The 25,405-nt window shown below is 40.3% G+C and carries 26 protein-coding genes; 17 read left to right on the top strand and 9 right to left on the bottom strand.

Annotated elements, in window-relative coordinates; all coding sequences use genetic code 11:
• Nucleotides 1-399 precede the first annotated feature (399 nt).
• The 9 genes from acuI to fis all read left to right on the top strand — a co-directional run bounded on the left by acuI (nucleotide 400) and on the right by fis (nucleotide 8,545).
• Entirely contained in the window at nucleotides 400-1,374 is a 975-nt protein-coding gene (gene acuI, locus HMPREF3129_RS14210) for an acrylyl-CoA reductase (NADPH) (RefSeq protein ID WP_012368829.1), read from the top strand.
• A 433-nt stretch (nucleotides 1,375-1,807) separates the two neighbouring features.
• The gene (gene aroQ / locus HMPREF3129_RS14205) at nucleotides 1,808-2,251 is read left to right on the top strand and encodes a type II 3-dehydroquinate dehydratase (RefSeq protein ID WP_004245332.1); all 444 of its coding nucleotides are present in this window, start codon (nucleotides 1,808-1,810) and stop codon (nucleotides 2,249-2,251) included.
• Nucleotides 2,252-2,283: 32 nt separating this feature from the next.
• Nucleotides 2,284-2,754 (top strand): acetyl-CoA carboxylase biotin carboxyl carrier protein, encoded by a 471-nt coding sequence (gene accB, locus HMPREF3129_RS14200; protein WP_004245333.1) that lies wholly within the window; start codon nucleotides 2,284-2,286, stop codon nucleotides 2,752-2,754.
• Between the two features lie 12 nt (nucleotides 2,755-2,766).
• Nucleotides 2,767-4,116, top strand: coding sequence for an acetyl-CoA carboxylase biotin carboxylase subunit (gene accC, locus HMPREF3129_RS14195; RefSeq protein ID WP_004245336.1), 1,350 nt, complete (start codon nucleotides 2,767-2,769; stop codon nucleotides 4,114-4,116).
• A gap of 229 nt (nucleotides 4,117-4,345) precedes the next feature.
• Nucleotides 4,346-4,594: a YhdT family protein gene (locus tag HMPREF3129_RS14190; protein ID WP_004252713.1), complete on the top strand. Its 249-nt coding sequence runs from the start codon at nucleotides 4,346-4,348 to the stop codon at nucleotides 4,592-4,594.
• Nucleotides 4,584-6,029: a sodium/pantothenate symporter gene (panF, locus tag HMPREF3129_RS14185; RefSeq protein ID WP_036920156.1), complete on the top strand. Its 1,446-nt coding sequence runs from the start codon at nucleotides 4,584-4,586 to the stop codon at nucleotides 6,027-6,029. The genes HMPREF3129_RS14190 and panF overlap by 11 nt, the downstream gene beginning before the upstream one ends.
• A 24-nt stretch (nucleotides 6,030-6,053) precedes the next feature.
• A complete protein-coding gene (gene prmA, locus HMPREF3129_RS14180; protein WP_004245340.1) occupies nucleotides 6,054-6,935 on the top strand; it encodes a 50S ribosomal protein L11 methyltransferase in 882 nt (293 codons plus the stop codon).
• A 321-nt stretch (nucleotides 6,936-7,256) separates the two neighbouring features.
• Complete coding sequence (dusB, locus tag HMPREF3129_RS14175) at nucleotides 7,257-8,228, top strand: tRNA dihydrouridine synthase DusB (protein WP_004245341.1); 972 nt, start codon at nucleotides 7,257-7,259, stop codon at nucleotides 8,226-8,228.
• A gap of 20 nt (nucleotides 8,229-8,248) precedes the next feature.
• Nucleotides 8,249-8,545 carry a DNA-binding transcriptional regulator Fis gene (gene fis, locus HMPREF3129_RS14170; RefSeq protein ID WP_004245342.1) on the top strand — a complete coding sequence of 99 codons (297 nt, stop codon included), beginning with the start codon at nucleotides 8,249-8,251 and terminating at the stop codon, nucleotides 8,543-8,545.
• A gap of 40 nt (nucleotides 8,546-8,585) precedes the next feature.
• Here fis and HMPREF3129_RS18405 read toward each other — a convergent pair whose 3' ends face one another.
• Nucleotides 8,586-8,789, bottom strand: coding sequence for a DUF1240 domain-containing protein (locus HMPREF3129_RS18405; RefSeq protein WP_223302958.1), 204 nt, complete (start codon nucleotides 8,787-8,789; stop codon nucleotides 8,586-8,588).
• A gap of 113 nt (nucleotides 8,790-8,902) precedes the next feature.
• Nucleotides 8,903-9,868 carry a hypothetical protein gene (locus HMPREF3129_RS14165; protein WP_004252718.1) on the bottom strand — a complete coding sequence of 322 codons (966 nt, stop codon included), beginning with the start codon at nucleotides 9,866-9,868 and terminating at the stop codon, nucleotides 8,903-8,905.
• A gap of 287 nt (nucleotides 9,869-10,155) precedes the next feature.
• Between HMPREF3129_RS14165 and HMPREF3129_RS14160 the strand changes: the two genes are divergently transcribed.
• A complete protein-coding gene (locus tag HMPREF3129_RS14160; RefSeq protein WP_036919701.1) occupies nucleotides 10,156-11,352 on the top strand; it encodes a cyanate transporter in 1,197 nt (398 codons plus the stop codon).
• 62 nt (nucleotides 11,353-11,414) lie between these two features.
• On the opposite strand, the gene HMPREF3129_RS14155 is transcribed toward HMPREF3129_RS14160, so the two are convergent.
• Nucleotides 11,415-12,131: a glycerophosphoryl diester phosphodiesterase gene (locus HMPREF3129_RS14155; RefSeq protein ID WP_004248889.1), complete on the bottom strand. Its 717-nt coding sequence runs from the start codon at nucleotides 12,129-12,131 to the stop codon at nucleotides 11,415-11,417.
• A gap of 175 nt (nucleotides 12,132-12,306) precedes the next feature.
• Between HMPREF3129_RS14155 and ugpB the strand changes: the two genes are divergently transcribed.
• The 5 genes from ugpB (at nucleotide 12,307) to HMPREF3129_RS14130 (ending at nucleotide 17,749) form a co-directional block, all read left to right on the top strand.
• A complete protein-coding gene (gene ugpB, locus HMPREF3129_RS14150) occupies nucleotides 12,307-13,611 on the top strand; it encodes a sn-glycerol-3-phosphate ABC transporter substrate-binding protein UgpB (RefSeq protein ID WP_070487105.1) in 1,305 nt (434 codons plus the stop codon).
• 67 nt (nucleotides 13,612-13,678) lie between these two features.
• Nucleotides 13,679-14,563, top strand: coding sequence for a sn-glycerol-3-phosphate ABC transporter permease UgpA (ugpA, locus tag HMPREF3129_RS14145; protein ID WP_004252723.1), 885 nt, complete (start codon nucleotides 13,679-13,681; stop codon nucleotides 14,561-14,563).
• Nucleotides 14,563-15,411, top strand: a complete 849-nt coding sequence (gene ugpE / locus HMPREF3129_RS14140; RefSeq protein ID WP_012368825.1) for a sn-glycerol-3-phosphate ABC transporter permease UgpE — start codon at nucleotides 14,563-14,565, stop codon at nucleotides 15,409-15,411. The genes ugpA and ugpE overlap by 1 nt, the downstream gene beginning before the upstream one ends.
• Nucleotide 15,412: 1 nt before the next feature.
• Nucleotides 15,413-16,507: a sn-glycerol-3-phosphate ABC transporter ATP-binding protein UgpC gene (gene ugpC, locus HMPREF3129_RS14135; RefSeq protein ID WP_020945134.1), complete on the top strand. Its 1,095-nt coding sequence runs from the start codon at nucleotides 15,413-15,415 to the stop codon at nucleotides 16,505-16,507.
• A 489-nt stretch (nucleotides 16,508-16,996) separates the two neighbouring features.
• Nucleotides 16,997-17,749: a metalloprotease LoiP gene (locus tag HMPREF3129_RS14130; protein WP_004245378.1), complete on the top strand. Its 753-nt coding sequence runs from the start codon at nucleotides 16,997-16,999 to the stop codon at nucleotides 17,747-17,749.
• A gap of 39 nt (nucleotides 17,750-17,788) precedes the next feature.
• On the opposite strand, the gene HMPREF3129_RS14125 is transcribed toward HMPREF3129_RS14130, so the two are convergent.
• Nucleotides 17,789-18,265 carry a MarR family transcriptional regulator gene (locus tag HMPREF3129_RS14125; RefSeq protein ID WP_017628211.1) on the bottom strand — a complete coding sequence of 159 codons (477 nt, stop codon included), beginning with the start codon at nucleotides 18,263-18,265 and terminating at the stop codon, nucleotides 17,789-17,791.
• Nucleotides 18,266-18,379: 114 nt separating this feature from the next.
• Between HMPREF3129_RS14125 and HMPREF3129_RS14120 the strand changes: the two genes are divergently transcribed.
• Entirely contained in the window at nucleotides 18,380-19,567 is a 1,188-nt protein-coding gene (locus tag HMPREF3129_RS14120; protein ID WP_004248883.1) for an MFS transporter, read from the top strand.
• An 11-nt stretch (nucleotides 19,568-19,578) separates the two neighbouring features.
• Nucleotides 19,579-19,995, top strand: a complete 417-nt coding sequence (gene panM, locus HMPREF3129_RS14115; RefSeq protein ID WP_004248882.1) for an aspartate 1-decarboxylase autocleavage activator PanM — start codon at nucleotides 19,579-19,581, stop codon at nucleotides 19,993-19,995.
• On the opposite strand, the gene HMPREF3129_RS14110 is transcribed toward panM, so the two are convergent.
• From HMPREF3129_RS14110 to ftsY, 5 genes are all read right to left on the bottom strand, one after another.
• On the bottom strand, nucleotides 19,971-21,119 hold the full coding sequence (locus HMPREF3129_RS14110) for a glycerate kinase (RefSeq protein ID WP_036919694.1): 1,149 nt from the start codon (nucleotides 21,117-21,119) through the stop codon (nucleotides 19,971-19,973). The two genes, panM and HMPREF3129_RS14110, sit on opposite strands and share 25 nt — an antisense overlap.
• Nucleotides 21,120-21,213: 94 nt before the next feature.
• Entirely contained in the window at nucleotides 21,214-22,068 is an 855-nt protein-coding gene (gene rpoH / locus HMPREF3129_RS14105; protein ID WP_004245383.1) for an RNA polymerase sigma factor RpoH, read from the bottom strand.
• Nucleotides 22,069-22,409: 341 nt separating this feature from the next.
• Nucleotides 22,410-23,387, bottom strand: a complete 978-nt coding sequence (ftsX, locus tag HMPREF3129_RS14100; protein ID WP_004248880.1) for a permease-like cell division protein FtsX — start codon at nucleotides 23,385-23,387, stop codon at nucleotides 22,410-22,412.
• A complete protein-coding gene (gene ftsE / locus HMPREF3129_RS14095; protein ID WP_004245385.1) occupies nucleotides 23,380-24,045 on the bottom strand; it encodes a cell division ATP-binding protein FtsE in 666 nt (221 codons plus the stop codon). Before ftsE ends, ftsX begins: the two co-directional genes overlap by 8 nt.
• Before the next feature lie 5 nt (nucleotides 24,046-24,050).
• Nucleotides 24,051-25,405 (bottom strand): signal recognition particle-docking protein FtsY (gene ftsY, locus HMPREF3129_RS14090; RefSeq protein ID WP_070487102.1); only part of this gene is annotated, 1,355 nt, incomplete at its 5' end.

Raw genomic sequence — 25,405 nt, 5'->3', positions numbered from 1 at the left:
ACACTGTGACACAAAAGTAAGGGTTCAAGTTCAAATAAAATTTATTCATTTAATTATTCACATCAGCAATATCTATTTTCGATAACATTTACCCCATCATTTGATGAAGATAGCGATCATCATACTCATCTTGATGGTGGCCAAAACAACCTATTAGCTTAATTTCAATAAACGAAGATAAATGTTATTTTTGGCCCAATCGTAAAATATTTTAAGTATCAACTCACAACAAAAATGTAAAACTCAGAATAATCTCTGCTTAAATGAACATAGAACCCATCGTTTATACACTAAAAAGCGTTAATTTGTCTCATTATTACACGAGATATTGTGCACAATCACAACGCTTGCTAAAAAATCACCTATCATGACAGAAACGGATAGCAATAAGAGGTCATCATGAAAGCATTATTAGTCGAACAACACAGCGATAAACTTAGCGCCGGCGTCCAACATATCGATGAATCACAACTTCCTATTCATGAGGTCATTGTTGATGTCCACTACTCGACACTAAACTACAAAGATGGCTTAGCCATAACAGGTAAAGGAAAAATTCTACGCCAATTTCCGATGGTCCCCGGTATCGATTTTTCAGGGGTGGTTCACCATACAGAAGATCCCCGTTTTCATATTGGACAACATGTGTTACTAACCGGTTGGGGTGTAGGTGAAAACCACTGGGGCGGTTTAGCACAAAAAGCGGGCGTTAAAGGTGATTGGTTAACGGCGCTGCCCGAAGGACTGTCGTTAAAAAATGCCATGATCATTGGTACAGCAGGTTTTACTGCCATGCTTTGTGTGATGGCGTTAGAACAAGGTGGCATAACACCCGATAGTGGTGAGATTTTGGTTACAGGTGCCAGCGGTGGTGTCGGTAGCACCGCAATTAGTTTATTAACCGCACTTGGCTATCAGGTTACCGCTCTCAGTGGCAGAGCCAGCAATCACGATTATTTACGTAAACTGGGGGCCGAGCATATTATCACCCGTGAAGCATTTGAGGCTGCAGGTAAAGCGTTAGATAAACAGCGTTGGGCAGGCGCTATTGATACCGTAGGTGGACAAATCCTTGCCAATATCTTGTCACAAACACATTACAATGGCACCGTTGCCGCCTGTGGATTAGCAGGAGGATATACGTTACCTACTACAGTCATGCCATTTATTTTACGCAATGTTCGTCTGCAAGGTATCGATTCCGTTTATTATCCTGCAGAAAAACGCGCTCAAGTATGGCAACGTTTACTACAGCTATTGCCTGATACATTTTATCAGCAAACAGTAACCGAAATTACACTCGATGAGGTGCCACGCTATGCTCAGATGATAATGGATAATCAAGTAACAGGTAGAACCTTAGTTAAGTTGTAATTATTTATCATGATTTTGAGCTAATTTCTGGCATTAAACGGATTAATTTAATGCCAGATTATTGCGTTTTTAATATTAAGCCTGGTTAGTAATGTGATCTTGATCACATTTATAACATATATTATCGATCTAGCTCAAAGAAGCGTAGATTTCCTGTCACATCAATAAATAACGTCATGTTATGATTATTTTTTAAACTTCTGTTTATTTTACTTTCTTGGTTTTACAATCTTGTAAAAACTTTTAACTTTTCATCAAAATAATCCCATCTTTCCCTGATTAGACCAGTATTTTGCTGTTATCTTCTGTGAAATGTCTATAATGTCGGACTTTGTGATTTGTATCGTAACATTCGATACAATAAAAGATGACAAAACGAAAAGCACAGGTTATTTTGTCATTTCGTTGACGAATTGACGGAGATAGAAGCATAATGTCGGAAAATTTTCATATTTTGCTCCTGAATGGTCCGAACTTAAACCTGCTTGGCACTAGAGAGCCGGAAACTTACGGACACCTAACTCTGAATGATATTGTTCAAAGTTTGTCAGCGGATGCTCAAGCATTAAATGTGAAACTGACTCATTTTCAATCAAATGCTGAACATGAGCTAATAAATAAAATTCATGCGGCGCGGGGAAATGTTGATTATATTCTTATCAACCCTGCAGCATTTACGCACACCAGTGTTGCACTGCGTGATGCATTATTAGGGGTGAATATTCCATTTATTGAAATTCACCTATCCAATGTCTACAGTCGGGAACCTTTCCGTCACCACTCTTATCTTTCTGATATCGCAACTGGCGTAATCTGTGGATTAGGTGCTGAAGGGTATCGATTTGCTTTACAGGCAGCGGTCAACCGCTTGTCTTAATAAAAAACATCAAAAGAGTACGGAATCAACTCATGGATATTCGTAAAATTAAAAAACTGATCGAGCTAGTCGAAGAGTCTGGCATTTCTGAACTGGAAATTTCTGAAGGTGAAGAGTCAGTACGCATCAGTCGCAACTCTGGCGTTCAGGGTCAAATGGCTCCTCAGCAATATTTTGCGGCACCAGCAGCACCTCAACCTGCATTAGCAGCTGCTGTGGCACCTGTAGCACCAGAAACACCAGCGGCTACAGCAACGCAAGAAATTAGCGGCCATGTTGTTCGCTCACCAATGGTAGGTACCTTCTATCGTTCACCAAGCCCAGAAGCAAAAGTCTTTGTTGAAGTGGGTCAGCAAGTCAATGTTGGCGATACACTGTGTATCGTTGAAGCAATGAAAATGATGAACCAAATCGAATCTGATAAAGCGGGCGTTGTTAAATCTATCCTTTGCCAAGATGGCGATACTATTGAGTTTGACGATCCACTCTTTGTCATCGAATAACGAGGCAGGCCCATGCTAGAAAAAATCCTCATTGCCAACCGTGGTGAAATTGCACTGCGTATCCTAAGAGCTTGTAAGGAACTTGGGATCAAAGCAGTCGCCGTTCACTCCACGGCAGACCGTGATTTAAAACACGTTCTGCTGGCAGACGAGACTATCTGTATTGGTCCCGCTGCTTCAGCAAAAAGTTACTTAAATATTCCGGCAATTATTGCCGCGGCAGAGATAAGTGGCGCGCAAGCCATTCACCCAGGATATGGCTTCCTGTCTGAAAATGCCGATTTTGCCGAACAAGTTGAACGCTCAGGCTTTATTTTTATTGGCCCTAAAGCGGAAACCATTCGCCTAATGGGTGATAAAGTTTCCGCTATTGAAGCGATGAAAAAAGCCGGTGTTCCTTGTGTACCAGGCTCAGATGGCCCATTAGGTAACGATACAGCCAAAAATATCGAAATCGCCAAACGCATTGGTTACCCTGTTATCATCAAAGCATCAGGTGGTGGCGGTGGTCGCGGTATGCGTGTTGTTCGCTCAGAAAAAGACTTAGCGCAAGCAATCTCCATGACCCGTGCGGAAGCCAAAGCGGCATTTAGCAACGATATGGTCTATATGGAAAAGTACCTTGAAAATCCACGCCACGTCGAAATTCAGGTGATGGCCGATGGACAAGGTAATGCTATCTATTTAGCTGAACGTGACTGCTCAATGCAACGTCGCCACCAAAAAGTGGTTGAAGAAGCACCAGCACCAGGTATTACCCCTGAGATCCGTAAAAATATCGGTGAACGCTGTGCAAATGCGTGTATTGAAATTGGCTACCGCGGTGCGGGTACGTTTGAATTCCTCTATGAAAATGGCGAATTCTACTTTATCGAAATGAATACCCGTATTCAGGTTGAGCACCCTGTTACTGAGATGATCACCGGTGTTGACCTTATCAAAGAGCAACTGCGTATTGCATCAGGCTTACCATTATCGGTCACGCAAGATCAAATTCACGTTCATGGACATGCTATTGAGTGCCGTATCAACGCAGAAGATCCAAAAACCTTCTTGCCAAGCCCGGGAACCATCACTCGTTTCCACTCACCAGGCGGATTTGGTGTACGTTGGGAATCACATATTTACGCAGGTTACACCGTTCCACCACACTATGATTCAATGATTGGTAAATTGATCACTTACGGTGAAACACGTGAAATTGCGATTTCTCGTATGAAAAATGCGTTGGCAGAACTTATTATTGACGGCATTAAAACCAATATTGAGCTACACCAATTCATTATGAATGATGAGCAATTCCAAAAAGGTGGTACTAATATTCACTACCTAGAAAAACGCCTAGGTTTAACTGAAAATTAATCTTTTTAGCTTATCAGTAAAAGGCATAGTTTATCGACTATGCCTTTTTTATTCGACTAAATAGTCTATTAAATAACCAAATAAGTTCCTGCAGCACACTCAACCGCCAATCAATTCCTCATCATTTGATGCCACCAATAAGTTTATGATCAATTTTCACTGAATCACCTCTCACTTTCCCGTACAATCCTTCTCATTCGTTTTAATCCTATAAAGATTGGGAGAACAGATGGACAAGCGTTTTGTTCAGGCCCACAAAGAAGCCCTCTTGGCCTTAGTGCTTACTTTTATCTACTTATTGGGTTGGTTACTTACTGCCTATTTACCCGATAATAGTGTGGGACTAACCGGCCTACCGGTTTGGTTTGAGCTTTCATGCCTATTTTTGCCTGTGCTATTTTTTTTACTGTGCTATCTGATGGTACGCTATTTTTTCAAAGATATGCCGTTAGGAGATGAGCATGACAATGCAAACTGAGGTTATCGTGCCACTGGTTGGCTATCTCTTATTGGTCTTCCTATTATCCGCATACGCATATCGTAAACGTGAAAAAGGGCAATTTCTTAACGAGTATTTTCTTGGTAACCGCTCTATGGGTGGATTTGTCCTTGCAATGACCATCACGGCAACCTATGTCAGTGCTAGCTCTTTTATTGGTGGACCAGGCGCGGCTTACAAATACGGCATTGGTTGGGTACTTCTTTCGATGATCCAGCTCCCCGCTATTTGGCTCTCCCTCGGGGTACTAGGTAAAAAATTTGCTATTTTGGCGCGTCGTTATAACGCCGTCACCCTAAATGATATGCTCTATGCTCGCTACCAAAGTCGCTTTTTAGTCTGGTTTGCCAGCTTAAGTCTACTGGTAGCTTTTGTCGGTGCCATGACCGTACAATTTATTGGTGGTGCTCGCTTATTAGAAACCGCTGCGGGTATTCCCTATGAATTTGGTTTGCTGATATTTGGTATCTCAATCGCATTATATACAGCGATTGGCGGATTTAGAGCCAGTGTATTAAATGATGCCTTACAAGGCCTTGTGATGTTATTGGGCACCTTTATTTTGCTTTTTGCCATTATCTACAAGGCGGGTGGCTTAGATATTGCAATACAAAAACTAAACGCTATCGATCCTGCCCTTACCTCTCCTCATGGTGCTGACGGCATTTTAACTGGCCCCTTTATGGCGTCATTTTGGGTATTGGTCTGTTTTGGGGTTATCGGCCTTCCCCATACTGCAGTGCGCTGTATCTCTTATAAAGACAGCAAAGCCATGCACAGAGGGATCATCATCGGCACCATCGTGATGGCGTTATTAATGTTTGGTATGCACTTTGCGGGCGCATTAGGTCGGGCAATCATTCCTGATCTCACCGTGCCAGATCAAGTTATTCCAACCTTAATGGTTGATGTATTACCGCCTTTTGCTGCCGGTATATTTTTAGCGGCACCGATGGCAGCCATCATGTCAACGATTAACGCACAACTGCTACAATCATCAGCGACATTGGTCAAAGATCTCTATCTCAATCTCGCGCCTCATGCCATAAACAATGAAAAACGCATTGCGCGTTTATCTAGCCTATCTACTTTGATTTTAGGGATCTTATTGCTATTTGCTGCATGGAACCCGCCATCAATGATAATTTGGCTCAATTTACTTGCCTTTGGTGGACTACAAGCGGTTTTCTTATGGCCTCTAGTACTTGGCCTTTACTGGAACAAAGCAAACCGTTATGGCGCGATTGCGGGCATGATAACCGGTGCCACACTCTATGCTACACTGGCAACATTTAATATCCAGATTGCTGGATTTCATCCTATTATTCCTGCGCTGTTATTGAGCTTAGTGGCCTTTCTTGTCGCAAATAAGTTTGGAGAACAAACCTTGCCTCAATCTGCTCCATTACAGTGAACTTGTTTTTAAAAGAGATTAATTATGCCTTGGATACAATTAAGACTAAATGCCACCTCAGAAAACGCCGAAGCCATTGGTGATGAGTTGGTTGAAAGTGGCGCGGTATCAGTAACCTTTCAAGATAGCCACGATACCCCTATTTTTGAGCCATTACCGGGAGAAACTCGCCTCTGGGGTGATACCGATGTTATTGGCTTATATGATGCAGAAACCGATATGAGTATCATCGTGGCTATGTTAGAAAACACGGCGGTGCTGGGTAAAGGATTTGTACATAAAATCGAACAGTTAGAAGATAAAGATTGGGAGCGCGAATGGATGGATAACTTCCACCCTATGCGCTTTGGCGAACGTTTATGGATTTGCCCAAGCTGGCGTGAAGTGCCTGATCCTAACGCTGTAAATGTCATGCTCGATCCAGGTCTGGCATTTGGTACTGGTACTCACCCAACCACCTCTTTATGTCTACAATGGCTCGATGGTTTAGATCTCGCAGGTAAAACCGTTATCGACTTTGGTTGTGGCTCAGGTATTTTAGCCATTGCAGCATTAAAACTGGGGGCTGCGAAAGCGATAGGTATCGATATCGACCCACAAGCTATCCAAGCAAGTCGCGACAATGCACAACGTAACGGTGTCGCTGATGCACTAACGCTATACCTTGCTAAAGACCAACCAGACAATCTCAGTGCCGATGTAGTGGTCGCAAATATCTTAGCTGGTCCATTACGTGAATTAGCTCCTATTATCAGCACACTGCCACGTCAAGGGGGGCATTTAGGTCTTTCCGGTGTTCTTGCCACACAAGCTGACAGTGTTGCACAAGCTTATCAAGAACAATTTACTTTAGATCCTGTGGCTGAAAAAGAAGAGTGGTGTCGTATTACCGGAGTGAAAAAATAACACAGGTTAAATATTAAACAATTTGCGATAATATTAAACAGTTAAAGTTTCACTTAATGATTATTTATCAGGCATTAATCACAATTTTGCCTGATAAATATCACCTTGTTGCTTGAGTTTGTTACTTCTCTATATTTAAATTTAAAATTTTAGAAAAACAGTAACTTTTTGTTTTTATTGACTAAATAATCTATTTATAAAAAATCAAGTATAAAAAAGTAACTTTTTTTCGCGATTTGGTTAAACTTTGTCCTTTCATATCTGGTAAAAAATGCGTAATATACGCGCCCTTGCAGTCACAGTTTGGCCCTCTTTTCATCTATGCGAATCGGACAGTATCAGTTAAAAAATTGCCTCATTGCAGCTCCAATGGCTGGCGTTACAGACCGACCTTTTCGGTCACTTTGCTATGACATGGGTGCGGGGATGACAGTTTCTGAAATGCTTTCTTCTAATCCTCAGGTTTGGAAGACAGACAAGTCTCGGTTACGGATGGTACATAGCGATGAATTGGGGATCCGCTCCGTACAAATTGCGGGAAGTGACCCTGTTGATATGGCTACAGCTGCGAAAATAAACGTAGAAGGTGGCGCTCAGATTATCGACATTAATATGGGTTGTCCGGCAAAAAAGGTGAATAAAAAGTTAGCAGGCTCAGCATTGCTGCGTTATCCGGATTTAGTCGCAGAGATCCTTTCTGCGGTGGTCAATGCGGTTGATGTACCTGTTACACTCAAGATCCGTACAGGATGGTCACCTGATGAACGAAACTGTGTAGAGATTGCCAAATTGGCTGAAGATTGTGGTATTGCGGCTCTCACCATTCATGGACGTACGCGCGAGTGTTTGTTCAAAGGTGAAGCTGAATACGACAGTATTCGGACAGTTAAGCAGAGTGTCTCTATTCCCATTATTGCGAATGGAGACATAACTGACCCGCTAAAAGCCAGAGCAGTGCTTGACTACACTGGAGCCGATGCTTTAATGATCGGTCGCGCTGCTCAGGGAAGACCCTGGATCTTTCGGGAAATCCAGCACTATCTGGACACAGGTGAACTGTTGCCTCCTCTGCCGATTGCAAAGGTGCAACAAATAATGCAAAAGCATGTGCGTGAATTGCACGACTTTTACGGTCAAGGCAAAGGAACTCGCATTGCACGCAAGCATGTCTCTTGGTATCTCAAGGAACATGCCCCTGATGACCAGTTTCGGCGCTCCTTCAACGCCATAGAGGATGCCAGCGAACAGCTGGAGGCGTTGGAAGCATATTTCGAAAATTTTTTGCGTAAATAAATAAAAGAGCTGACAGAACTATGTTCGAACAACGCGTAAATTCAGACGTACTAACCGTTGCCACTGTAAATTCACAAGATCAGGTAACCCAAAAACCTTTACGTGACTCAGTTAAACAAGCACTGAAGAACTATTTTGCTCAATTAAACGGTCAAGATGTTAATGACTTATATGAGCTGGTATTGGCTGAAGTTGAACAGCCATTGTTGGACATGGTGATGCAATACACCCGTGGTAACCAAACACGTGCTGCGCAAATGATGGGCATTAACCGTGGCACACTGCGTAAGAAACTGAAAAAATACGGCATGAATTAATAGAAGTCGTATAATACATTGAATTAAAAAGCCCTTTTCATTATTTGTTAAGGGCTTTTTTGTTATTGTAAAACGATAATTCTTTTACATATGTAGTGGGTGATAGCCACGAAATTTTACCACACGTTTTATATCCTTCATCAAGAAGAAAGATATTTACTACAAATGAGATAGGAAAACTGAGCAATACACCAGCAAGTCCTAAATAGACTAAATATCGCATTATTAATTTATTAAATGTCATTAAAGACATAAAATAATTGATTTATATAAATAAAACAAATTAATAGTGAACATACGATTTTATTCTTAGTGGAGAAAAATTAATGACATTCTTCTCCACTCATGTTGACTAAGCTATCGGATATTAAAAGTTGGGCTAATAAACCAATGAATAAGCTTAATTGATGCCAATAATAGTGCTAGGCTAATAGTGATAATGGTGAGTGCAAAAACCATCGGTAATGTAAGAGATAACTGAAAAAAGATTATGCCTTGTAAAAGGATAAAACAAATAATTGGATGAATTAAATAAACACCTAACGCATTATTGGCAAGAGAAGCGTATTTTTGAGTGGTTGGTGCAAGGTAAATAATCCCTGCGCTTAAAATAAAACTTATCAATAAAGAGATAATATATATAATTAATTTTGCAAAAAATAGACTACCTTCTAATTTTGTTAGAATAATATAATTGATATTAGATTGATAATAAAGTATAAATATTGATAATAAACTTATTAAAGCAATAACCACAAAAGATTGACTTCTCAATTTAGTAATTATTTGTTGGTCTACTAAATAAGCGATAATAAAAAATGGAAAATATTGTATTATAGCCAAGAAAGTGGATAGTTTAGTTTCATAGCCTTTAGTTAACAACGATAGCAAAATACTTACAAGCAGAAGAGAGAATAATATTGGTTTATGATGTCTGATGTATGAAGGTAACAATAGGAAAAAAGCTTGCCAAATAGGTGTAGCAAGAAAAAACCAAACACCATTTTGAGGAAAAAGAAGGTAAGTATTAAGGTCAAATTGCCCTGAATAATAAAGAGGGATCATATCAATAGTTTGGAAAGTCGCATAAATCACTAAGGCAGCTAATAAATTATCACGCCAACTTTTCCATGTCCCATTCTTAGTAATAAACCCGATAATAAAAACAAACATAGGAATTAATGTTAAATCAAATATATTAATCAGTAATGAAAAGTCAGGGGTATGGCTTTGTTTCAAATAGAAACTAAAAACAATAAGTGAACTTAATATCAATTTTAATGCTGGCCAATAGGGTTGCTTAATTTTTTCCATACTCAACATTAACTTACCTTAGTTATTTATATTTTTCGATATAAAATAATAAACCAGTTTACACCTTCCGGCTAATATTAATATAAAAGAAACCAAATATCATTTAGATAAATTTACTTAGGAAATAACTGATAGATTAAATTCGGGAAAATATCATCTTCAGATTAGAGTTCTATATTCTGTCAATAATGCTAACCTTAACTGAAAACAATGACACTTTATCTTTACTATTAGCATTTTTTTAGACAAACTTTGTCTATACAATAGACAAAGTTGATGTTTATCAGGGAATTACTATGATAGCCTTACCACGAAAAAATATGTGGCAGATTGTCCTTACTATCATTTTAGTAGGAATAAATTTACGCCCTTTTTTAACCGGGCCTGGCCCTGTTATTGACAATATTATTGCTTCAACAGGCATGAGCTATAGCCAAGTCTCATTACTCACGTTATTACCCATGATTTTAATGGGAGTCGGTGCTTTGGTTGTGCCCTTTTTACAACCTTATATTCAAGCTCGTAGAGGGCTACAAGTTGCGATGCTTATCTTATTATTAGCATCGTTTTCTCGTGCCTATGTTTCTGATGGTGATCAGTTACTTATTACTGCTCTATTTTGTGGTTTAAGTGTCGCTTATATCCAAGCGGTTTTCCCTGGCATCATCAAAGCGTGGTTTGGACAGAAAACTCCCATTATGATGGGTCTCTACTCAGCCATGCTAATGGGAGGAGGTGCATTAGGTGCTCAGTTATCCCCTGTTCTTACGGCATCTGATGGCAATTGGCAACAGGCTCTTGCTTGGTTTGCGTTACCCGCGAGCGTCGCATTAGTTGCTATTACGCTATCAATTAAAAAGAATATTTCCGAAACCAATAAACTGCCACTTAATACATTGATTTGGCGACCAAGAACAGCCTTATTAATTGTTGGATTTGGCTTTGTTAATGCCGGTTACGCTTCGATGGTGGCATGGTTAGCTCCCTTCTATCAATCATTAGGTATGCCAAGTGCACAAAGTGGCTCATTAGTTGCTATTTTGTCACTCTTTCAAGCATCAGCAGCATTAATTATTCCATTTCTTGCTGCCAAAAATCATGATCGCCGTTTTTGGCTACTTTTAACACTGACAAGCCAACTTATTGGATTTTTAGCGCTGATGACAATGCCAATGAGCGCCCCTTATCTATGGAGTATCTTTTTAGGCTGTGGGTTGGGTGGTTGTTTCTCAATGATGATGATTGCCGCATTAGATCATGTTCCTCATCCATTACACGCAGGAGCACTATCAGCCTTGATGCAAGGTGGCGGATTTATTATTGCCTCTTTTGGGCCGCTGATCGCAGTATGGCTACAACAAGATGATGGTAGTTTTACCTATGCTTGGGCTTTTCATGCTGTCTTAGTGATATTAACTATGGGATTATTTGCACGGTTAAATCCTCATAATTATAATAAGGCCTATCCTACTAGCCATATATTGACAGATTAGTGATAAAAATAAGCATTATAAGGCATCTGTGTCATTCACTCAGATACCTTATAAAAAGCACATTAATTCTGTTGATAAATATCTGGGACATCAGTGATCAACATATCGACTCCCCATGCTTCAAAATCTTTCACTTCTTTAGGATCATTGGGGGTATAGCAATAAATTTCATAGCCTGCTTGTTTCAACATAGCCGCTTGTTGCTGCGTTAAATATTGATAATTACAATGCACGCTAAACCCCTCTATAGCTTGTAAAGTTTCTAGTGCATTATCAGGAATATCATCCCATAGCTGTCCTCGACGAATGGCGGGCAGATAACGTTTCATCACCATTAATGCGTGAGTATCGAAAGAGGAAAACAGGATTTGTTCGTTAGGGATATCTGCGCTTTTTATCATTTCAGATACCGCTAAACATAAGCGCTCTACATCATCATCAGGCCATGTTTTAAGTTCGATATTGAGCTTAGTGCCTGAGCGCTTTATCAACTGCAAACCTTGTCTTAGTGTGGGAATTTTTTCCCCTTGATAAAGTGAACTAAACCAACTGCCTGCATCAAGACGGTGTAAATCATCCAAACTATGAAAGCGCACCGCACCTTGTCCATTCGTGCAACGATTAACCGTCTTGTCATGGATCAGTACAGGTACATGATCTGCCGTTAACTGCACATCGGTTTCAATCCATTCACACCCAAAATCAATCGCCATTTTAAATGCGGCTAATGTGTTTTCAGGTGCCTTTCCAGAAAATCCTCTATGAGCGGCTATTTTCATCTTTCTCTCCTTATTCGTTGATATCGCCATCATGACAACCATTTATGACAGCAATTTGACAGTCACACCATCAACATATCTTCATTTAATTGTCACCCATTTGTCATAAAGAACGCTTAGGGTATTTCTTAAATTAGATTGCGCCTTTCGTATTTAAATAAAAAGGAAATTTTGCATGTCGATTAAATCCTTCAGTACGCTTGCCATAGCAATAGCATTATTTACTTCACCAACCTACGCAAAAACCGAAATAGAGTGGTGGCATGCTATGGGGGGCGCCTTAGGTCAAAAAGTCAATCAAATTGCCTCAGACTTTAATGCCAGCCAATCAGAATATGTGATCAAACCTGTCTATAAAGGGACTTATCCAGAAACGATGACCAGCGCTGTTGCTGCATTTCGAGCTAAAAACCAACCTGCGATTGTTCAAGTGTTTGAGGTGGGAACAGCAAGTATGATGGGAGCTAAAAAAGCCGTTTTTCCTGTTTACCAATTAATGGAAAAAACCAACGAGCCATTTGATCCTAATAGCTACCTCTCGACAGTTACCGCTTATTACACCACCAGCGATGGTAAGATGATATCTCTACCTTTTAATAGCTCAACGCCTGTGCTTTATTACAACAAAGCACTATTTAAACAAGCAGGCATAGAGCAACCTCCTAAAACATGGAAAGAGATGGGGACTGTCTCTCAGAAACTACTTGATGCTGGCGTGAAATGTGGTTTTACCACCACTTGGCAATCATGGACCCAAATAGAGAATTTTGGCGCTCGTAATAACTTACCTATCGCCACCAAAAATAACGGCTTTGATGGGACTGATACCTCATTTTTATTTAATCAGGCACCGTTTGTTACTCATATCCAACGCATGGCGGATTGGTCTAAATCCGGTATTTTTAAATATGGTGGCCGCCAATCTGATGCTATGCCGCTATTTTATACTCAAGAATGCGCCATGGTGATGGAGTCATCTGCAGGCTTTGCGGGTATTAAAGAGAATATGAAAGGCATTGATATTGGTGTTAGCCAATTGCCTTATGACGATACTTTAGTTGATAAACCTGCTAATAGCATTATCGGAGGTGCCTCATTATGGGTAATGGCAGGTCGCCCTGATGCTGAATATAACGGTGTCGCTAAATTCTTTACCTATCTTTCTAGTCCTGAAGTACAAGCAGATTGGCATCAAGCAACCGGTTATTTACCTGTGACGAAAGCCGCTTATGCATTAACACAACAACAGGGGTTCTATCAGAAAAATCCTGGTGCTGATACGGCTATTTTACAAATGACCACCTCTGACTCTACAGCAAACTCAAAAGGCTTGCGCTTTGGTAACTTTTTACAAACGCGAGAAATCGTCGATGAAGAATTAGAAAAAGTGTGGTCAGGCAAACAGAGCGCACAAGCCGCCTTGGATAATGCGGTTAAACGGGGAAATGAACAACTACGCCGATTTGAACGCACTCAGTAAGGTATTTGGTATTCGGCGAACATCAATAAGTGTTCGCCTGTTATTTTGTCAGATCTCTGGATACAGTATGGCTTCCCAATCCGTTTACTTTAAACAAAAATGGTTACCTATCGCGCTGATCTTCCCTCAATTAGCCATTACTTTAATTTTCTTTATTTGGCCGGCTGGACAAGCATTGTTGCAATCTTTTCAGTTAGAAGATGCTTTTGGCCTTAGTCGTGAATTTGTTGGTTTAGAAAATTTTCAGCGCTTATTTAATGATAATTATTATTTTGACAGCTTAATCACCACGCTTATTTTTAGTACCAGTGTTGTATTACTTTCAATGTTATCTGCGGTTATTTTAGCGGGTATTGCTGAGCAAATATTACGGGGTAAATTGTTTTACCGCACAATACTTATCGCTCCTTATGCTATTGCTCCTGTTATCGCAGGTTTTCTCTGGTTGTTTATGCTCGATCCTACCATTGGTGTATTAAGCCGAGTATTAAACAAAATCGGTATCAATTGGGATCCGGTCTTAAATACATCTCATGCAATGTGGATGGTGATTTTAACCGCCACATGGAAACAGATAAGCTATAACTTTCTGTTTTTTCTTGCCGCGTTACAATCTGTGCCTAAATCGTTGCTAGAAGCAGCAGCCATTGATGGCAGTGGTCCAATTAAACGTTTTATTACCATTAGTTTGCCATTAATTTCGCCGACAACTTTTTTCTTATTGGTGGTTAATTTTGCCTACGCCTTTTTTGACACCTTTCCCATCATTCATGCCATGACCCAAGGTGGCCCCGGTAATAGCACCTCAACATTAGTTTATAAAGTGTATAACGATGGATTTGTTGGATTAGATTTAGGCTCATCAGCGGCACAATCGGTTATTTTAATGTTGATTGTTGCCATATTGACCATTATTCAATTTCGTTATGTTGAGAAAAAGGTGGCTTACTAATGGTTGAACGTAGACCTCTCTTCCACGCTTTTTGCCATCTTATTCTGATTGTTGGCATTCTTTCTGTAGCATTTCCGGTATGGATCGCTGTTGTTGCGACTACCCACCAAAATACCGAATTTGCCACAGGCTCGCCTCTTTGGTTTGGTCAGGAGGGTATCGAGGTTTTTAAAACGCTCTTTTCATCAGCGGGAACGACTCAAAATAGTGCAATTACCATTAATGGTATGCTATTGAACTCTTTAGTTATGGCGTTAGTGATCACTATTGGTAAATTGGTTATCTCTATTGCCTCCGCTTACGCCGTGGTGTTCTTTCGTTTTCCTGGCAGAATGCTGGCTTTTTGGACAATCTTCTTTACCTTGATGCTCCCCGTCGAAGTGCGGATCATGCCGACCTTTGAGGTAGTGACAAATCTTAATATGTTGAACTCCTATGCAGGACTGACCATTCCACTGATTGCGAGTGCAACGGCTACATTTTTGTTTCGCCAATTTTTTCTTACTATCACCCCAGAGCTGATTGAAGCGGCCAAAATTGATGGTGCAGGGCCAATAAAATTTTTCTTTACTATTTTATTGCCTTTATCCCGTACCAATATTGCCGCACTTTTTGTTATCACCTTTATCTATGGCTGGAATCAATATCTTTGGCCAATGCTTATCACCACAGATACTCAGTACTACACCATTGTCATGGGCATCAAACAGATGGTGGCCGTATCTGATGGCGTGATTGAGTGGAACAAAATTATGGCAACCACTTTAATTGCAATGTTGCCACCTGTCTTTATCGTCATTTTGATGCAAAGAGCCTTTGTTAAAGGCTTTGTTGATACGGAGAAATAATATGACTACCGTAACACTGACTAATTTAGAAAAACGTTATCCTAATGGTTATCAAGCAATTTCCACGCTCAATCTCTCTATTGAGCAAGGCGAAATGGTGGTTTTAGTAGGGCCTAGTGGTTGTGGAAAATCAACACTACTGCGCATGATAGCGGGATTAGAAACCATCACAGATGGCGATTTACTGATTGATAATCGACGCGTAAATGAACATGAGCCTAGCGAGCGAGATATTGCGATGGTTTTTCAAAATTATGCCCTCTACCCACATATGTCTGTCTATGACAATATGGCGTATGGTTTGCGTAATCGAAAAGTCCCCAAAGCTGAAATCATAGCCCGAGTCGATCGCGCTGCTCATATGCTAGAAATAAGCCATTTACTGGATAGAAAACCTAAAGAGCTTTCTGGTGGACAACGCCAACGCGTTGCCATGGGCAGAGCGATTGTCCGTGATCCCAAAGTCTTCTTATTTGATGAACCGCTCTCTAACCTTGATGCCAAACTACGCGTACAAATGCGTCTTGAAATCAAAAAGCTTCAGCAAAAATTAGCCACTACTTCTGTTTATGTCACTCATGATCAAGTGGAAGCCATGACCTTGGCGGATAAATTAGTAGTACTAAACCAAGGTCATATAGAACAAGTTGGCTCCCCCTTAGAGATTTATGAAAGCCCAGCTTCTGTATTTGTGGCAACATTTATGGGATCACCGGCGATGAATATTTTAACCACTCATATCAATCGCGGTATTATTGAAATTGCGGATGGTCATCTTGCTATTTCTGCCCACTCATTACCTAATGGTGAGATCCAACTAGGATTACGTCCTGAACATTTGCTCATAAATCAACAAAATCCACTGTTTCATGCTAATGTCGATTTTATTGAAGCTTTAGGGGCTGATGTTTTAATTTACGCCACCACTTGTGACCAACAATCTATTGTTATTCGAGCCACAAACGATCATGGTGTTAATGTGGGTAATAGAATAGGTGTTGCTATTTATCCAGAAAATCTACATTTTTTTGATCGACAAACCCAAAAACGGATTGAACGTCCTACCATGTTGTTAAGTGAACGATTAGTCTCTTAATTTATTCTCACTGTGATTCATTTTCAGTTTAATCTTAATAGCAATGTTTTTAGCATTGCTATTATTTTTTCATTGATGAGAAAACACACATAACATCAATATACTTAACACTTAAAATGTATAAAGTAGATTATTTTGATGCTATCCATTGCGATTAATCTTTGCTTAAAGAGAGATGATAAAAAATTTACAACATATTAAAATTTAATAAAAATTTTACAATAAATACCTTTAAATCCATTTTAAAAACCATGATTACTTACATTAATAAAAGTACACTTATTAAGGATTTTAATATTTTATATAATAAGTTTAAAAAATAGAAAAATACGCGTTTAAAATAATAAAAATAATTTTTTATAGCAGTAGAATAATATCATTAGAATATCCGCATATTGCACCACTAGATAAGCACTGCTATTCTTTTGCTCGCATTTAATGTGCAACTAATAATATTAAACTGCTAAGCAGAAAAGGACTTAATTGATAATGAAAATAAAACTACTTGCGACAGTGATGGTATCCGCGGCATTACTCTCTGGCTGTAAAAATCTTGATACTTCTATGTTAGCGCAATCAGGTACACAACTTTTCCAAGCGGCAACATTAAGTGATGACGATGTCAAAGCGCTAACTAATGATGCATGTAAAGAAATGGATGCTAAAAACAAAATTGCACCTGCAAATAGTAACTACACTAAACGCTTAAATAATATCGCGAAAGCGTTAGGTAATGAAGTTAATGGTACTCCAGTAAACTATAAAGTTTATCTCACTAAAGATGTCAATGCATGGGCGATGGCAAACGGCTGTGTGCGTGTTTATAGCGGTTTAATGGACATCATGACTGACAACGAAGTGGAAGGTGTATTGGGTCATGAAATGGGACACGTGGCATTAGGCCATACACGTAAAGCAATTCAAGTAGCACATGCCACTGTTGCGGCACGTACCGCGGCCTCTTCAGCGGGGGGAGTAGCAGCACAATTAAGTAGTTCCCAGTTAGCAGAAATGGGTGAAAAACTGGTTAATGCCCAATTCTCTCAACACCAAGAAACACAAGCTGATAACTTCTCTTACGATCTGCTGAAAAAACGCGGTGTCAATACTTCAGGCTTAGTGACTGGCTTTGAAAAATTAGCTAAATTAGGTGGTAGTGATTCAAGCATGTTTGATTCTCACCCACCATCAAAAGAGCGTGCTGACAATATTCGTAACCGCATTGCCGAAGATAAAAAATAAACTTTATCGCCCCTATATTTAACCATATGGGGGTTTTCTTTATGCTTTTTCCTTGTGGCGAAAACGATTTGCAACATCAGCTAAAAAGCGTTTAATTGCCAGCCTTTCATTTTGATCATACTGTTCAAATAAGGTTATCCATTTTGCCTGAGATTGTTGATGTAACAATTCATGAGTGTGAAACAGCTTTTCCCCTTCAGTAGTTAAAATAAAAAATATCTCTTTTTGGTTATCCGCTAATTTTATTTTCTCAATAGCGCCTTTACTCTGTAAGCGACGACAAATTTTTGAGACTGCCCCACGTGTCATTGCCATATAATCACTGATCGTTGTGAGGTTGCGCATACTCTCTTCACCAATACAATGGATCACATGAAGCTCTGTGAGTGAATAATTTTCTAACCCCTTCTCTGCTAATACTTTCTTATGACCTTCATCATTATTCGCTTCTTTTAAGTGCAACAATTCACTTAAACCATTAAGCAATTCCTGTGTGGTTACTTGCTGTCTTGTCATTTTGTTTCCTTGGAAAAAATATTTTAAAAAAATAATACCAAAACTATTTACAACAATCAAAATATCGCTATTATCTATTTTGTTTCCATGGAAACAAAACTAAGAGGCAATATAATGAAATTATCAATCCGTAGTCTGTTTTACCTTGTTTGCTTTAGCGCTTTATTAGGCTCTCTAGCACAAAATATTTATACTCCTGTGCTGCCATTGATCCAGCAGCAATTTAATACCACATTATCACTGGTTAACCTTACGGTATCAGCTTTCACTTTTGCTATGGCTGTTATGCAGTTATGTTATGGTTCATTGATTGACAAATGGGGCAGAAAACCTATTTTGCTCAGTGGGTTAACGATTTCAATTATCGGCGCACTTATTTGTATATGGGCTAATTCTATTAACCTATTAATTTTTGGACGAGTGATCCAAGCCATAGGTATCGCTGCCATCCCTGTTGTCGCAGCAACTATTTTAGGCGATCTCTATCAAGGGAATGAGCGTGCTAAAGCAATGGGAAGTTACCAAATGTTGCTAGCATTAGCACCAGCGAGTGGTCCTTTATTAGGCGGCTATTTAGCACAAAATTATCACTACCAGAGTATTTTTGTTTTCTTAAGTATGGTGGGACTTGTTTTGCTGATTGCCCATCTGTTTTATTTACCTGAAACTCGCCCAGAACAAAAACAGTCCGTTAAAAGCTTATCTGCTATGCGACAAGTGCTCGCCGCCCCAGAGGGTAAATCTGTTTTTGTGATAAGTTTTATGGTGTTTTATAACTACTTCTGCCTATTAGTATTTTTACCTTTAATTGCTTTTCACCTTTATCACTTAAATAGCAGTGAAATAGGTGGGCTTTATGTTCCTATGTCCATTGCACTGGTGTTAGGCAGTTACCTTTACCGTAAGGTTTGTCATTTATTTAGCGCTGAATATGGTGTGATCATAACTTCATGTATAAACCTTGCCATGTTGTCGTTATTTGCCCTATTTTGGCAAATCTCATTACCAATAATGTTAATATTAACGGTGTTATATGGTCTCTCTTTAGGATTAACTATGCCTACACACACGACCTTATTAACCAGCCACTTTAGTTCAGTAAGAGCAACGGCAATGGGTATTTATAATTTTATCCGCTACTGTGGTATGGCAGCAGGGCCTATGGTCGCAAGCTATTTTGTCACCGATAATCATTATCAATATGTCTTTTATTCTTGTGTGATCTTAACAAGTTTGGCATTGTGTTTTGCCATCAAAACGCTACTTTCCACATTAAAACAACAACGACAAACCATCGACTAACAGGACATTTGATGAAACTAACCATTGAAAATCTGCCGCAGCTTTCAGCACAAGATAAAATAGATTTAGGGAAAATTTGGCAAGATAGTGAGTACCAAATGGCACTCACTGCACCAATCACCACAGAGCATGCTCTTTTTGTCGCCCGTTTTAACGGGCGATTGCTAGCGGCTTGTCGTATAAAATACCGAGCAAAAACAGCGCTTATCAGTGATTTTATGGTAAGAGAAGTGACTCGTCGTCGTGGTGTTGGACATTACTTACTAACACAATGCCTTGAAAAAAATCCAACCATTACACATTGGCAAGCTTTATTGAAAACAGGGCAAATCAACGATCCTGTAGCACAGGCTTTTTTAGCGCATCATCATTTTGCTACTTCATTACAGGCTGATACTTATGATTATTTCTGCAATGATAAAGCATAAAGCCTCGCTACATTATAAGCGGTTTCCTGTAAGTTTTGCTCAGCATTATCAAAGGCTTGTTGTAAAGTGGCAACACCGGGCAGGATAGAGAAAACCGCATCAATACCCTGCTGATGGACCACATCATAATCCGGTAAATAACCACCAACTAATGCAATCACTGGGCGATGGTATTTTTTAGCTAATTTAGCAACACCTATCGGGGTTTTACCTTGCGCCGATTGGCTGTCCATTCGCCCTTCGCCAGTTATGACCAAATCTGCATCGATTAACTGTTTTTCTAATTCAACAGCGTTAGCAACCAAATCAATACCTGGTGAAAGTGTTGCTTGCGTAAATGCCAGCAAAGGCAGAGCCAATCCTCCTGCCGCACCACTTCCTGCAATATTGATAAGAGTGCGTTGTGTCATTTTCTCAAGATAAGTACCAAAATGGTGTAGTGCGCTATCCAGTTGCGCAATATCTTGTTCTGTCGCCCCTTTTTGTGGGCCAAAGACTTTTGAAGCCCCCAATTCGCCACATAATGGATTAGTTACATCACAGGCGATCTCTATATCAACAGAGGCAAGTTTTGGATGTAGTTGATTGATATCTATAGAATGAAGTTGACTTAATGCATGTCCACCAAAAGGCAGAGATGTTCCAGACTTATCTTTAAGACCAAGACCGAGCGCTTGCATCATACCTGCACCGCCGTCATTTGTGGCACTTCCTCCTAAGCCTAAAATGATCTTTTTAACCCCCAAATCTAGTGCGGCACAAATTAACTCACCGGTACCATAACTCGTCGTTAAATTGGGATTGCGTTGAGATGAAGGGATAAGATGAAGACCTGATGCCTGTGCCATTTCAATCACGGCAGTAGTATTATCGCCTAACACTCCCCAAGTGGCTGTTACCTGTTTACCTAATGGATCACAAACTGGCGTTGTGATAAAACGACCATGGGTAGCATCAACTAATGACGTTACTGTACCTTCACCGCCGTCGGCCATAGGAATACAACAATAATCAGCATCAGGTAAATAACGTGAAAAGCCTTGTTTAATCGCCTCTGCCACCTCTTTGGCACTTAAGCTCTCTTTAAAAGGATCTGGGGCGATAACTATTTTTATCTCTTTCACGTCATGTTCTCCGCGTATAAAAAAAGCGATATATCAATATCGCTTTTATATCATACTCTACAATCAGAGAGGTTGGATTGGCTTTAAAATGTGATTAATCTTCAATCGCTAAACGCAATTTTTTCATCGCATTTTTTTCTAACTGGCGAACTCGCTCAGCAGAAACACCATATTTATCTGCAAGCTCCTGTAAAGTTGATTTATTATCATCTTCTAACCAGCGAGCGCGGATAATGTCTTGGCTACGTTCATCCAGTGTTTTTATCGCTAAAGTCAGTCGGTCAGCCGCATGGTTATCCCAGTTATCTTCTTCAATACCATCAGCAAAGTCAGAAGATTTATCTTCTAAGAACAGCACCGGAGCTACAGGATGTGAGTCATCACTATCATCAGCACTCATGTCAAATGCCATATCTTGTGCCGACATGCGAGATTCCATTTCACGCACATCGCTCTCAGAGACCCCAAGCTCTTTCGCGACTAGCTCGACTTCATCTTGGTTAAACCACCCTAAGCGTTTTTTGTTTTTTCTTAAATTAAAGAACAGTTTACGCTGTGATTTCGTTGTCGCGACTTTCACGATACGCCAATTACGTAACACATATTCATGAATTTCGGCTTTGATCCAATGCACGGCGAAAGAAACCAGTCTAACCCCAACTTCAGGGTTAAAGCGACGCACCGCTTTCATCAAACCAATATTACCTTCTTGGATAAGATCCGCCTGAGGTAAACCATATCCTGAATAACTGCGAGCAACATGAATAACGAAGCGTAAATGAGAAAGGATCAGCGTTTTCGCTGCTTCCAAATCGCCCTCGTAATGCAGCCGTTCAGCCAGTTCCTTTTCTTCCTCTGCCGTTAACATCGGATAGGAATTGGCTGCACGGATATACGCTTCAATGCTGCCTTGCGGAACCAATGCTAAGGATTGCATTTCTTTTGTCATTCAAATCCTCATGAAAATCAAATAGATAATTAATATTAATACTGTATGGTGAGCAGGAAGAACCTTCTAATAGTACTTAACAGGTCATCGTTGGTGGTAGATATTATGTTTTTACAACATTATTGACCAGCATAAAGACTAAAGGTTCATATCGCATCTATGTTTACATATCTTTGTACTTTACCAAGCAAACCGCAAATTCATCTATTAAAAATAGTACTCAATTCATCTAGGTTAAGTGTAGAACATTATTATGCCAAAGATAGGGGTTTGATAAAATGGCAAGGTTGCCATAATAATGCAACCCGCCATAATAAAAAGGAAAAAAGGGACTAATATGGCTATTCTGGTGTGAATTGACGTAAATGTTGCATGGTGGTCAACCAAGCAGCAAACCAGCCAATGGTCATCGAAACGAGGATCAAAATAACCGATTCATCAAAACCTAATCCAGATATTGAGAAAGTTGTTCCAAATACGGTCGCCGCTTGCGTAACGACATCAGATAACTTCCATACCAATAATGCAGAGAAAATAATCGCAAAAATAGCCCCGATAAAGCCGAGTACTAAACCCCAATTTAAAAAGGGACGCATGATAAAGCCATCAGTAGCACCAATTAATTTCATCACATTAATGGTATCACGACGACTGAAAATATTAAGACGAACACTATTACCAATAACCAATAGCAGTGCCACAATCATTAAGCTACCGATCACCATTGCGATTTGTCCAACTAATGAGGTTAAAGTAGATAACCGAGTAAACCAGCTATCGTCCATTCTCACTTCGTCAACACCGGCAATATTTGCCACTGCATCACGCAAATTAACCATTAATTGCTCGTCATTAGGATCCATAACAGGAGTCACAATCGCGACAGCGGGTAATGGATTTTCTTCTAGCATATCTAATGCGCTACTAAATCCAGACCATGAGCGAAACTCCACTAATGAATCTTGACGAGAAAGATAATTAACCTCTTCGACTTTATCTAATGCCTCGATATTTTTTATCGTTGCCTGCGCTAAGCTGTCATCTAGAGATTTATCAAGATAGACCGTCAGTTGCGGAGTGGGATACCACTGCTCTGCGGCTGTTGATACATTTTTCCAGACAATGTAACAGATACTAGGTAGTGTTAATGAAATCGCTACTACCATCACCGTTAAGAAAGAAGAGAGGGGTTGGCGTAAAAAGTCGGCCATGGTATTACGCCATGCATAACGCCACTGCTCACGGCGTCCACCACGTAATGCTTTTGTTTTCGCTTTTGGTGTTGGCATTGCCTTACGGGAGTGTTTTCCTTTAGCCATTTTGTCCTCCCACCATACGCCCTTGACCTAAGGTTAGAATACGGTAATTCCTGCGCTCTACAAGTGTCATATCATGCGTTGCCATTAACACGGTAACCCCCACGCGATTAAACTCTTCAAACAGACGCATAATGCCTTCTGAAAGTTCACCATCAAGATTCCCTGTTGGCTCATCAGCCAATAACACCGTGGGTTTATTCACAACAGCACGAGCTATTCCCACCCGTTGCTGTTCCCCCCCTGAAAGCTGGATAGGGTAATTTTTCGCTTTATCAAGTAGTCCGACTTTATCCAAGGCGGCTGAAACTCGGCGTCGAATATCCTCTTCACTTGCGCCTGCAATAATCAAAGGTAGAGAGACATTGTCATAAACCGTTCTGTCCATCAGCAAATGGTGATCTTGGAAGATCATCCCTATTTGACGACGCAAAAAAGGGATCTCACTATTTTTTAGCCTACTGATATCATGACCAGCAAACCAAATAGCGCCATCACTTGGACGTTCTATGCCACAAATTAATTTAAGCAATGTACTTTTACCAGCACCAGAATGTCCGGTTAAAAAAGCCATCTCACCAGGGCGAAGATGAAAATCAACCCCCTGTAATGCTTGTCTTCCACCTAAATAAGCCTTGCTGACGTGTTCGAAGCGGATCATTACAACTACTCCTCGCGGGCAAACAGAGCCTCAATAAAATCGTCGGCCTTAAACGGACGTAAATCTTCAATACCTTCACCGACGCCGATATAGCGAATAGGAATACCAAACTGATCAGCGATAGAGAAGATAACGCCCCCTTTTGCAGTACCATCCAGTTTCGTCAAGGTTAATCCTGTCAGCCCAACCGTTTCATTAAACAATTTTGCTTGGCTAACAGCATTTTGCCCTGTACTGGCATCGAGTGTCAGCATCACTTCATGTGGTGCTTCCTCGTCTAATTTTTTCATTACACGGACGATTTTTTTCAGCTCTTCCATTAAATGAGATTTATTTTGCAATCGTCCCGCGGTATCCGCAATCAGAACATCGACACCTTTTGCTTGCGCCGATTGAATAGCATCAAAAATAACCGATGCTGGATCAGCCCCCGTATGCTGAGCAATAACAGGGATATGATTACGCTCACCCCAAACTTGTAGTTGCTCAACCGCCGCTGCACGGAAGGTATCTCCTGCAGCTAACATCACCGATTTACCTTCAGCTTGGTATTGGCGGGCTAACTTACCGATAGTGGTCGTTTTACCGACCCCATTAACTCCGACCATTAAAATGACAAAAGGTTTTTTACCTTCAATATTTAATGGCTTATCCACTTTATTTAAAATATCGCCCATCTCTTCACGCAACTTACCATAAAGAGATTCAGCATCTTTGAGATCTTTACGACTAGCATGCTGAGTCAAACTGTTAATGATCTTGCTAGTGGTATCCATTCCCACATCGGCAATTAACAACTGCTCTTCTAACTCTTCGAAAAGCTCGTCATCAATTTTCTTACCGCGGAATAGCCCCATAAAACCGGAGCCTAAATTTTGTCGTGTTTTTAATAATCCCTTTTTCAAGCGAGAGAAAAAGCCTTCTTTTTTCGGTCTCTCTTGCTCTACGGGTTTATCGACTAATACCTCTTCGCGTAACGCGACAATATCTTCCGCTTCGGCTTGTGCTTGTGCAATACGCGCTTTTTCTTCAGCTTCTTGGCGTGCTTGTTCAGCTTCAAGGTGCGCTTGACGTTGAGCTTCTTCTTCGGCTAAACGTGCCTGCTCTGCACGTTCAGCAGCTAATCGTTCTGCCTCTGATCTTTGCGCTTCTTGGCGTGCTTGTTCTGCTTTTAGCTGTGCTTGACGTTGAGCTTCTTCTTCGGCTAAACGTGCCTGCTCTGCACGTTCAGCAGCTAATCGTTCTGCCTCTGCTCTTTGCGCTTCTTGGCGTGCTTGTTCAGCTTCAAGTTGCGCTTGACGCTGGGCTTCTTCTTCAGCTAAACGCGCCTGCTCTGCACGTTCAGCAGCTAATCGTTCTG

It is taken from the genome of Proteus sp. HMSC14B05 (assembly GCF_001808035.1).
GTDB classification, from domain to species: Bacteria; Pseudomonadota; Gammaproteobacteria; order Enterobacterales; family Enterobacteriaceae; genus Proteus; species Proteus mirabilis.
Note: the sequence above shows the minus strand (reverse complement) of the source record. Positions and strands in the feature narration are given on the sequence as shown.

Bases quoted from the DNA above. Each gene is read 5' to 3' on its own strand.
- acuI (WP_012368829.1), top strand. From the start codon at position 400: ATGAAAGCATTATTAGTCGAACAACACAGCGATAAACTTAGCGCCGGC.
- aroQ (WP_004245332.1), top strand. From the start codon at position 1,808: ATGTCGGAAAATTTTCATATTTTGCTCCTGAATGGTCCGAACTTAAAC.
- accB (WP_004245333.1), top strand. From the start codon at position 2,284: ATGGATATTCGTAAAATTAAAAAACTGATCGAGCTAGTCGAAGAGTCT.
- accC (WP_004245336.1), top strand. From the start codon at position 2,767: ATGCTAGAAAAAATCCTCATTGCCAACCGTGGTGAAATTGCACTGCGT.
- HMPREF3129_RS14190 (WP_004252713.1), top strand. From the start codon at position 4,346: ATGGACAAGCGTTTTGTTCAGGCCCACAAAGAAGCCCTCTTGGCCTTA.
- panF (WP_036920156.1), top strand. From the start codon at position 4,584: ATGCAAACTGAGGTTATCGTGCCACTGGTTGGCTATCTCTTATTGGTC.
- prmA (WP_004245340.1), top strand. From the start codon at position 6,054: ATGCCTTGGATACAATTAAGACTAAATGCCACCTCAGAAAACGCCGAA.
- dusB (WP_004245341.1), top strand. From the start codon at position 7,257: ATGCGAATCGGACAGTATCAGTTAAAAAATTGCCTCATTGCAGCTCCA.
- fis (WP_004245342.1), top strand. From the start codon at position 8,249: ATGTTCGAACAACGCGTAAATTCAGACGTACTAACCGTTGCCACTGTA.
- HMPREF3129_RS18405 (WP_223302958.1), bottom strand. From the start codon at position 8,789: ATGACATTTAATAAATTAATAATGCGATATTTAGTCTATTTAGGACTT.
- HMPREF3129_RS14165 (WP_004252718.1), bottom strand. From the start codon at position 9,868: ATGTTGAGTATGGAAAAAATTAAGCAACCCTATTGGCCAGCATTAAAA.
- HMPREF3129_RS14160 (WP_036919701.1), top strand. From the start codon at position 10,156: ATGATAGCCTTACCACGAAAAAATATGTGGCAGATTGTCCTTACTATC.
- HMPREF3129_RS14155 (WP_004248889.1), bottom strand. From the start codon at position 12,131: ATGAAAATAGCCGCTCATAGAGGATTTTCTGGAAAGGCACCTGAAAAC.
- ugpB (WP_070487105.1), top strand. From the start codon at position 12,307: ATGTCGATTAAATCCTTCAGTACGCTTGCCATAGCAATAGCATTATTT.
- ugpA (WP_004252723.1), top strand. From the start codon at position 13,679: ATGGCTTCCCAATCCGTTTACTTTAAACAAAAATGGTTACCTATCGCG.
- ugpE (WP_012368825.1), top strand. From the start codon at position 14,563: ATGGTTGAACGTAGACCTCTCTTCCACGCTTTTTGCCATCTTATTCTG.
- ugpC (WP_020945134.1), top strand. From the start codon at position 15,413: ATGACTACCGTAACACTGACTAATTTAGAAAAACGTTATCCTAATGGT.
- HMPREF3129_RS14130 (WP_004245378.1), top strand. From the start codon at position 16,997: ATGAAAATAAAACTACTTGCGACAGTGATGGTATCCGCGGCATTACTC.
- HMPREF3129_RS14125 (WP_017628211.1), bottom strand. From the start codon at position 18,265: ATGACAAGACAGCAAGTAACCACACAGGAATTGCTTAATGGTTTAAGT.
- HMPREF3129_RS14120 (WP_004248883.1), top strand. From the start codon at position 18,380: ATGAAATTATCAATCCGTAGTCTGTTTTACCTTGTTTGCTTTAGCGCT.
- panM (WP_004248882.1), top strand. From the start codon at position 19,579: ATGAAACTAACCATTGAAAATCTGCCGCAGCTTTCAGCACAAGATAAA.
- rpoH (WP_004245383.1), bottom strand. From the start codon at position 22,068: ATGACAAAAGAAATGCAATCCTTAGCATTGGTTCCGCAAGGCAGCATT.
- ftsX (WP_004248880.1), bottom strand. From the start codon at position 23,387: ATGGCTAAAGGAAAACACTCCCGTAAGGCAATGCCAACACCAAAAGCG.
- ftsE (WP_004245385.1), bottom strand. From the start codon at position 24,045: ATGATCCGCTTCGAACACGTCAGCAAGGCTTATTTAGGTGGAAGACAA.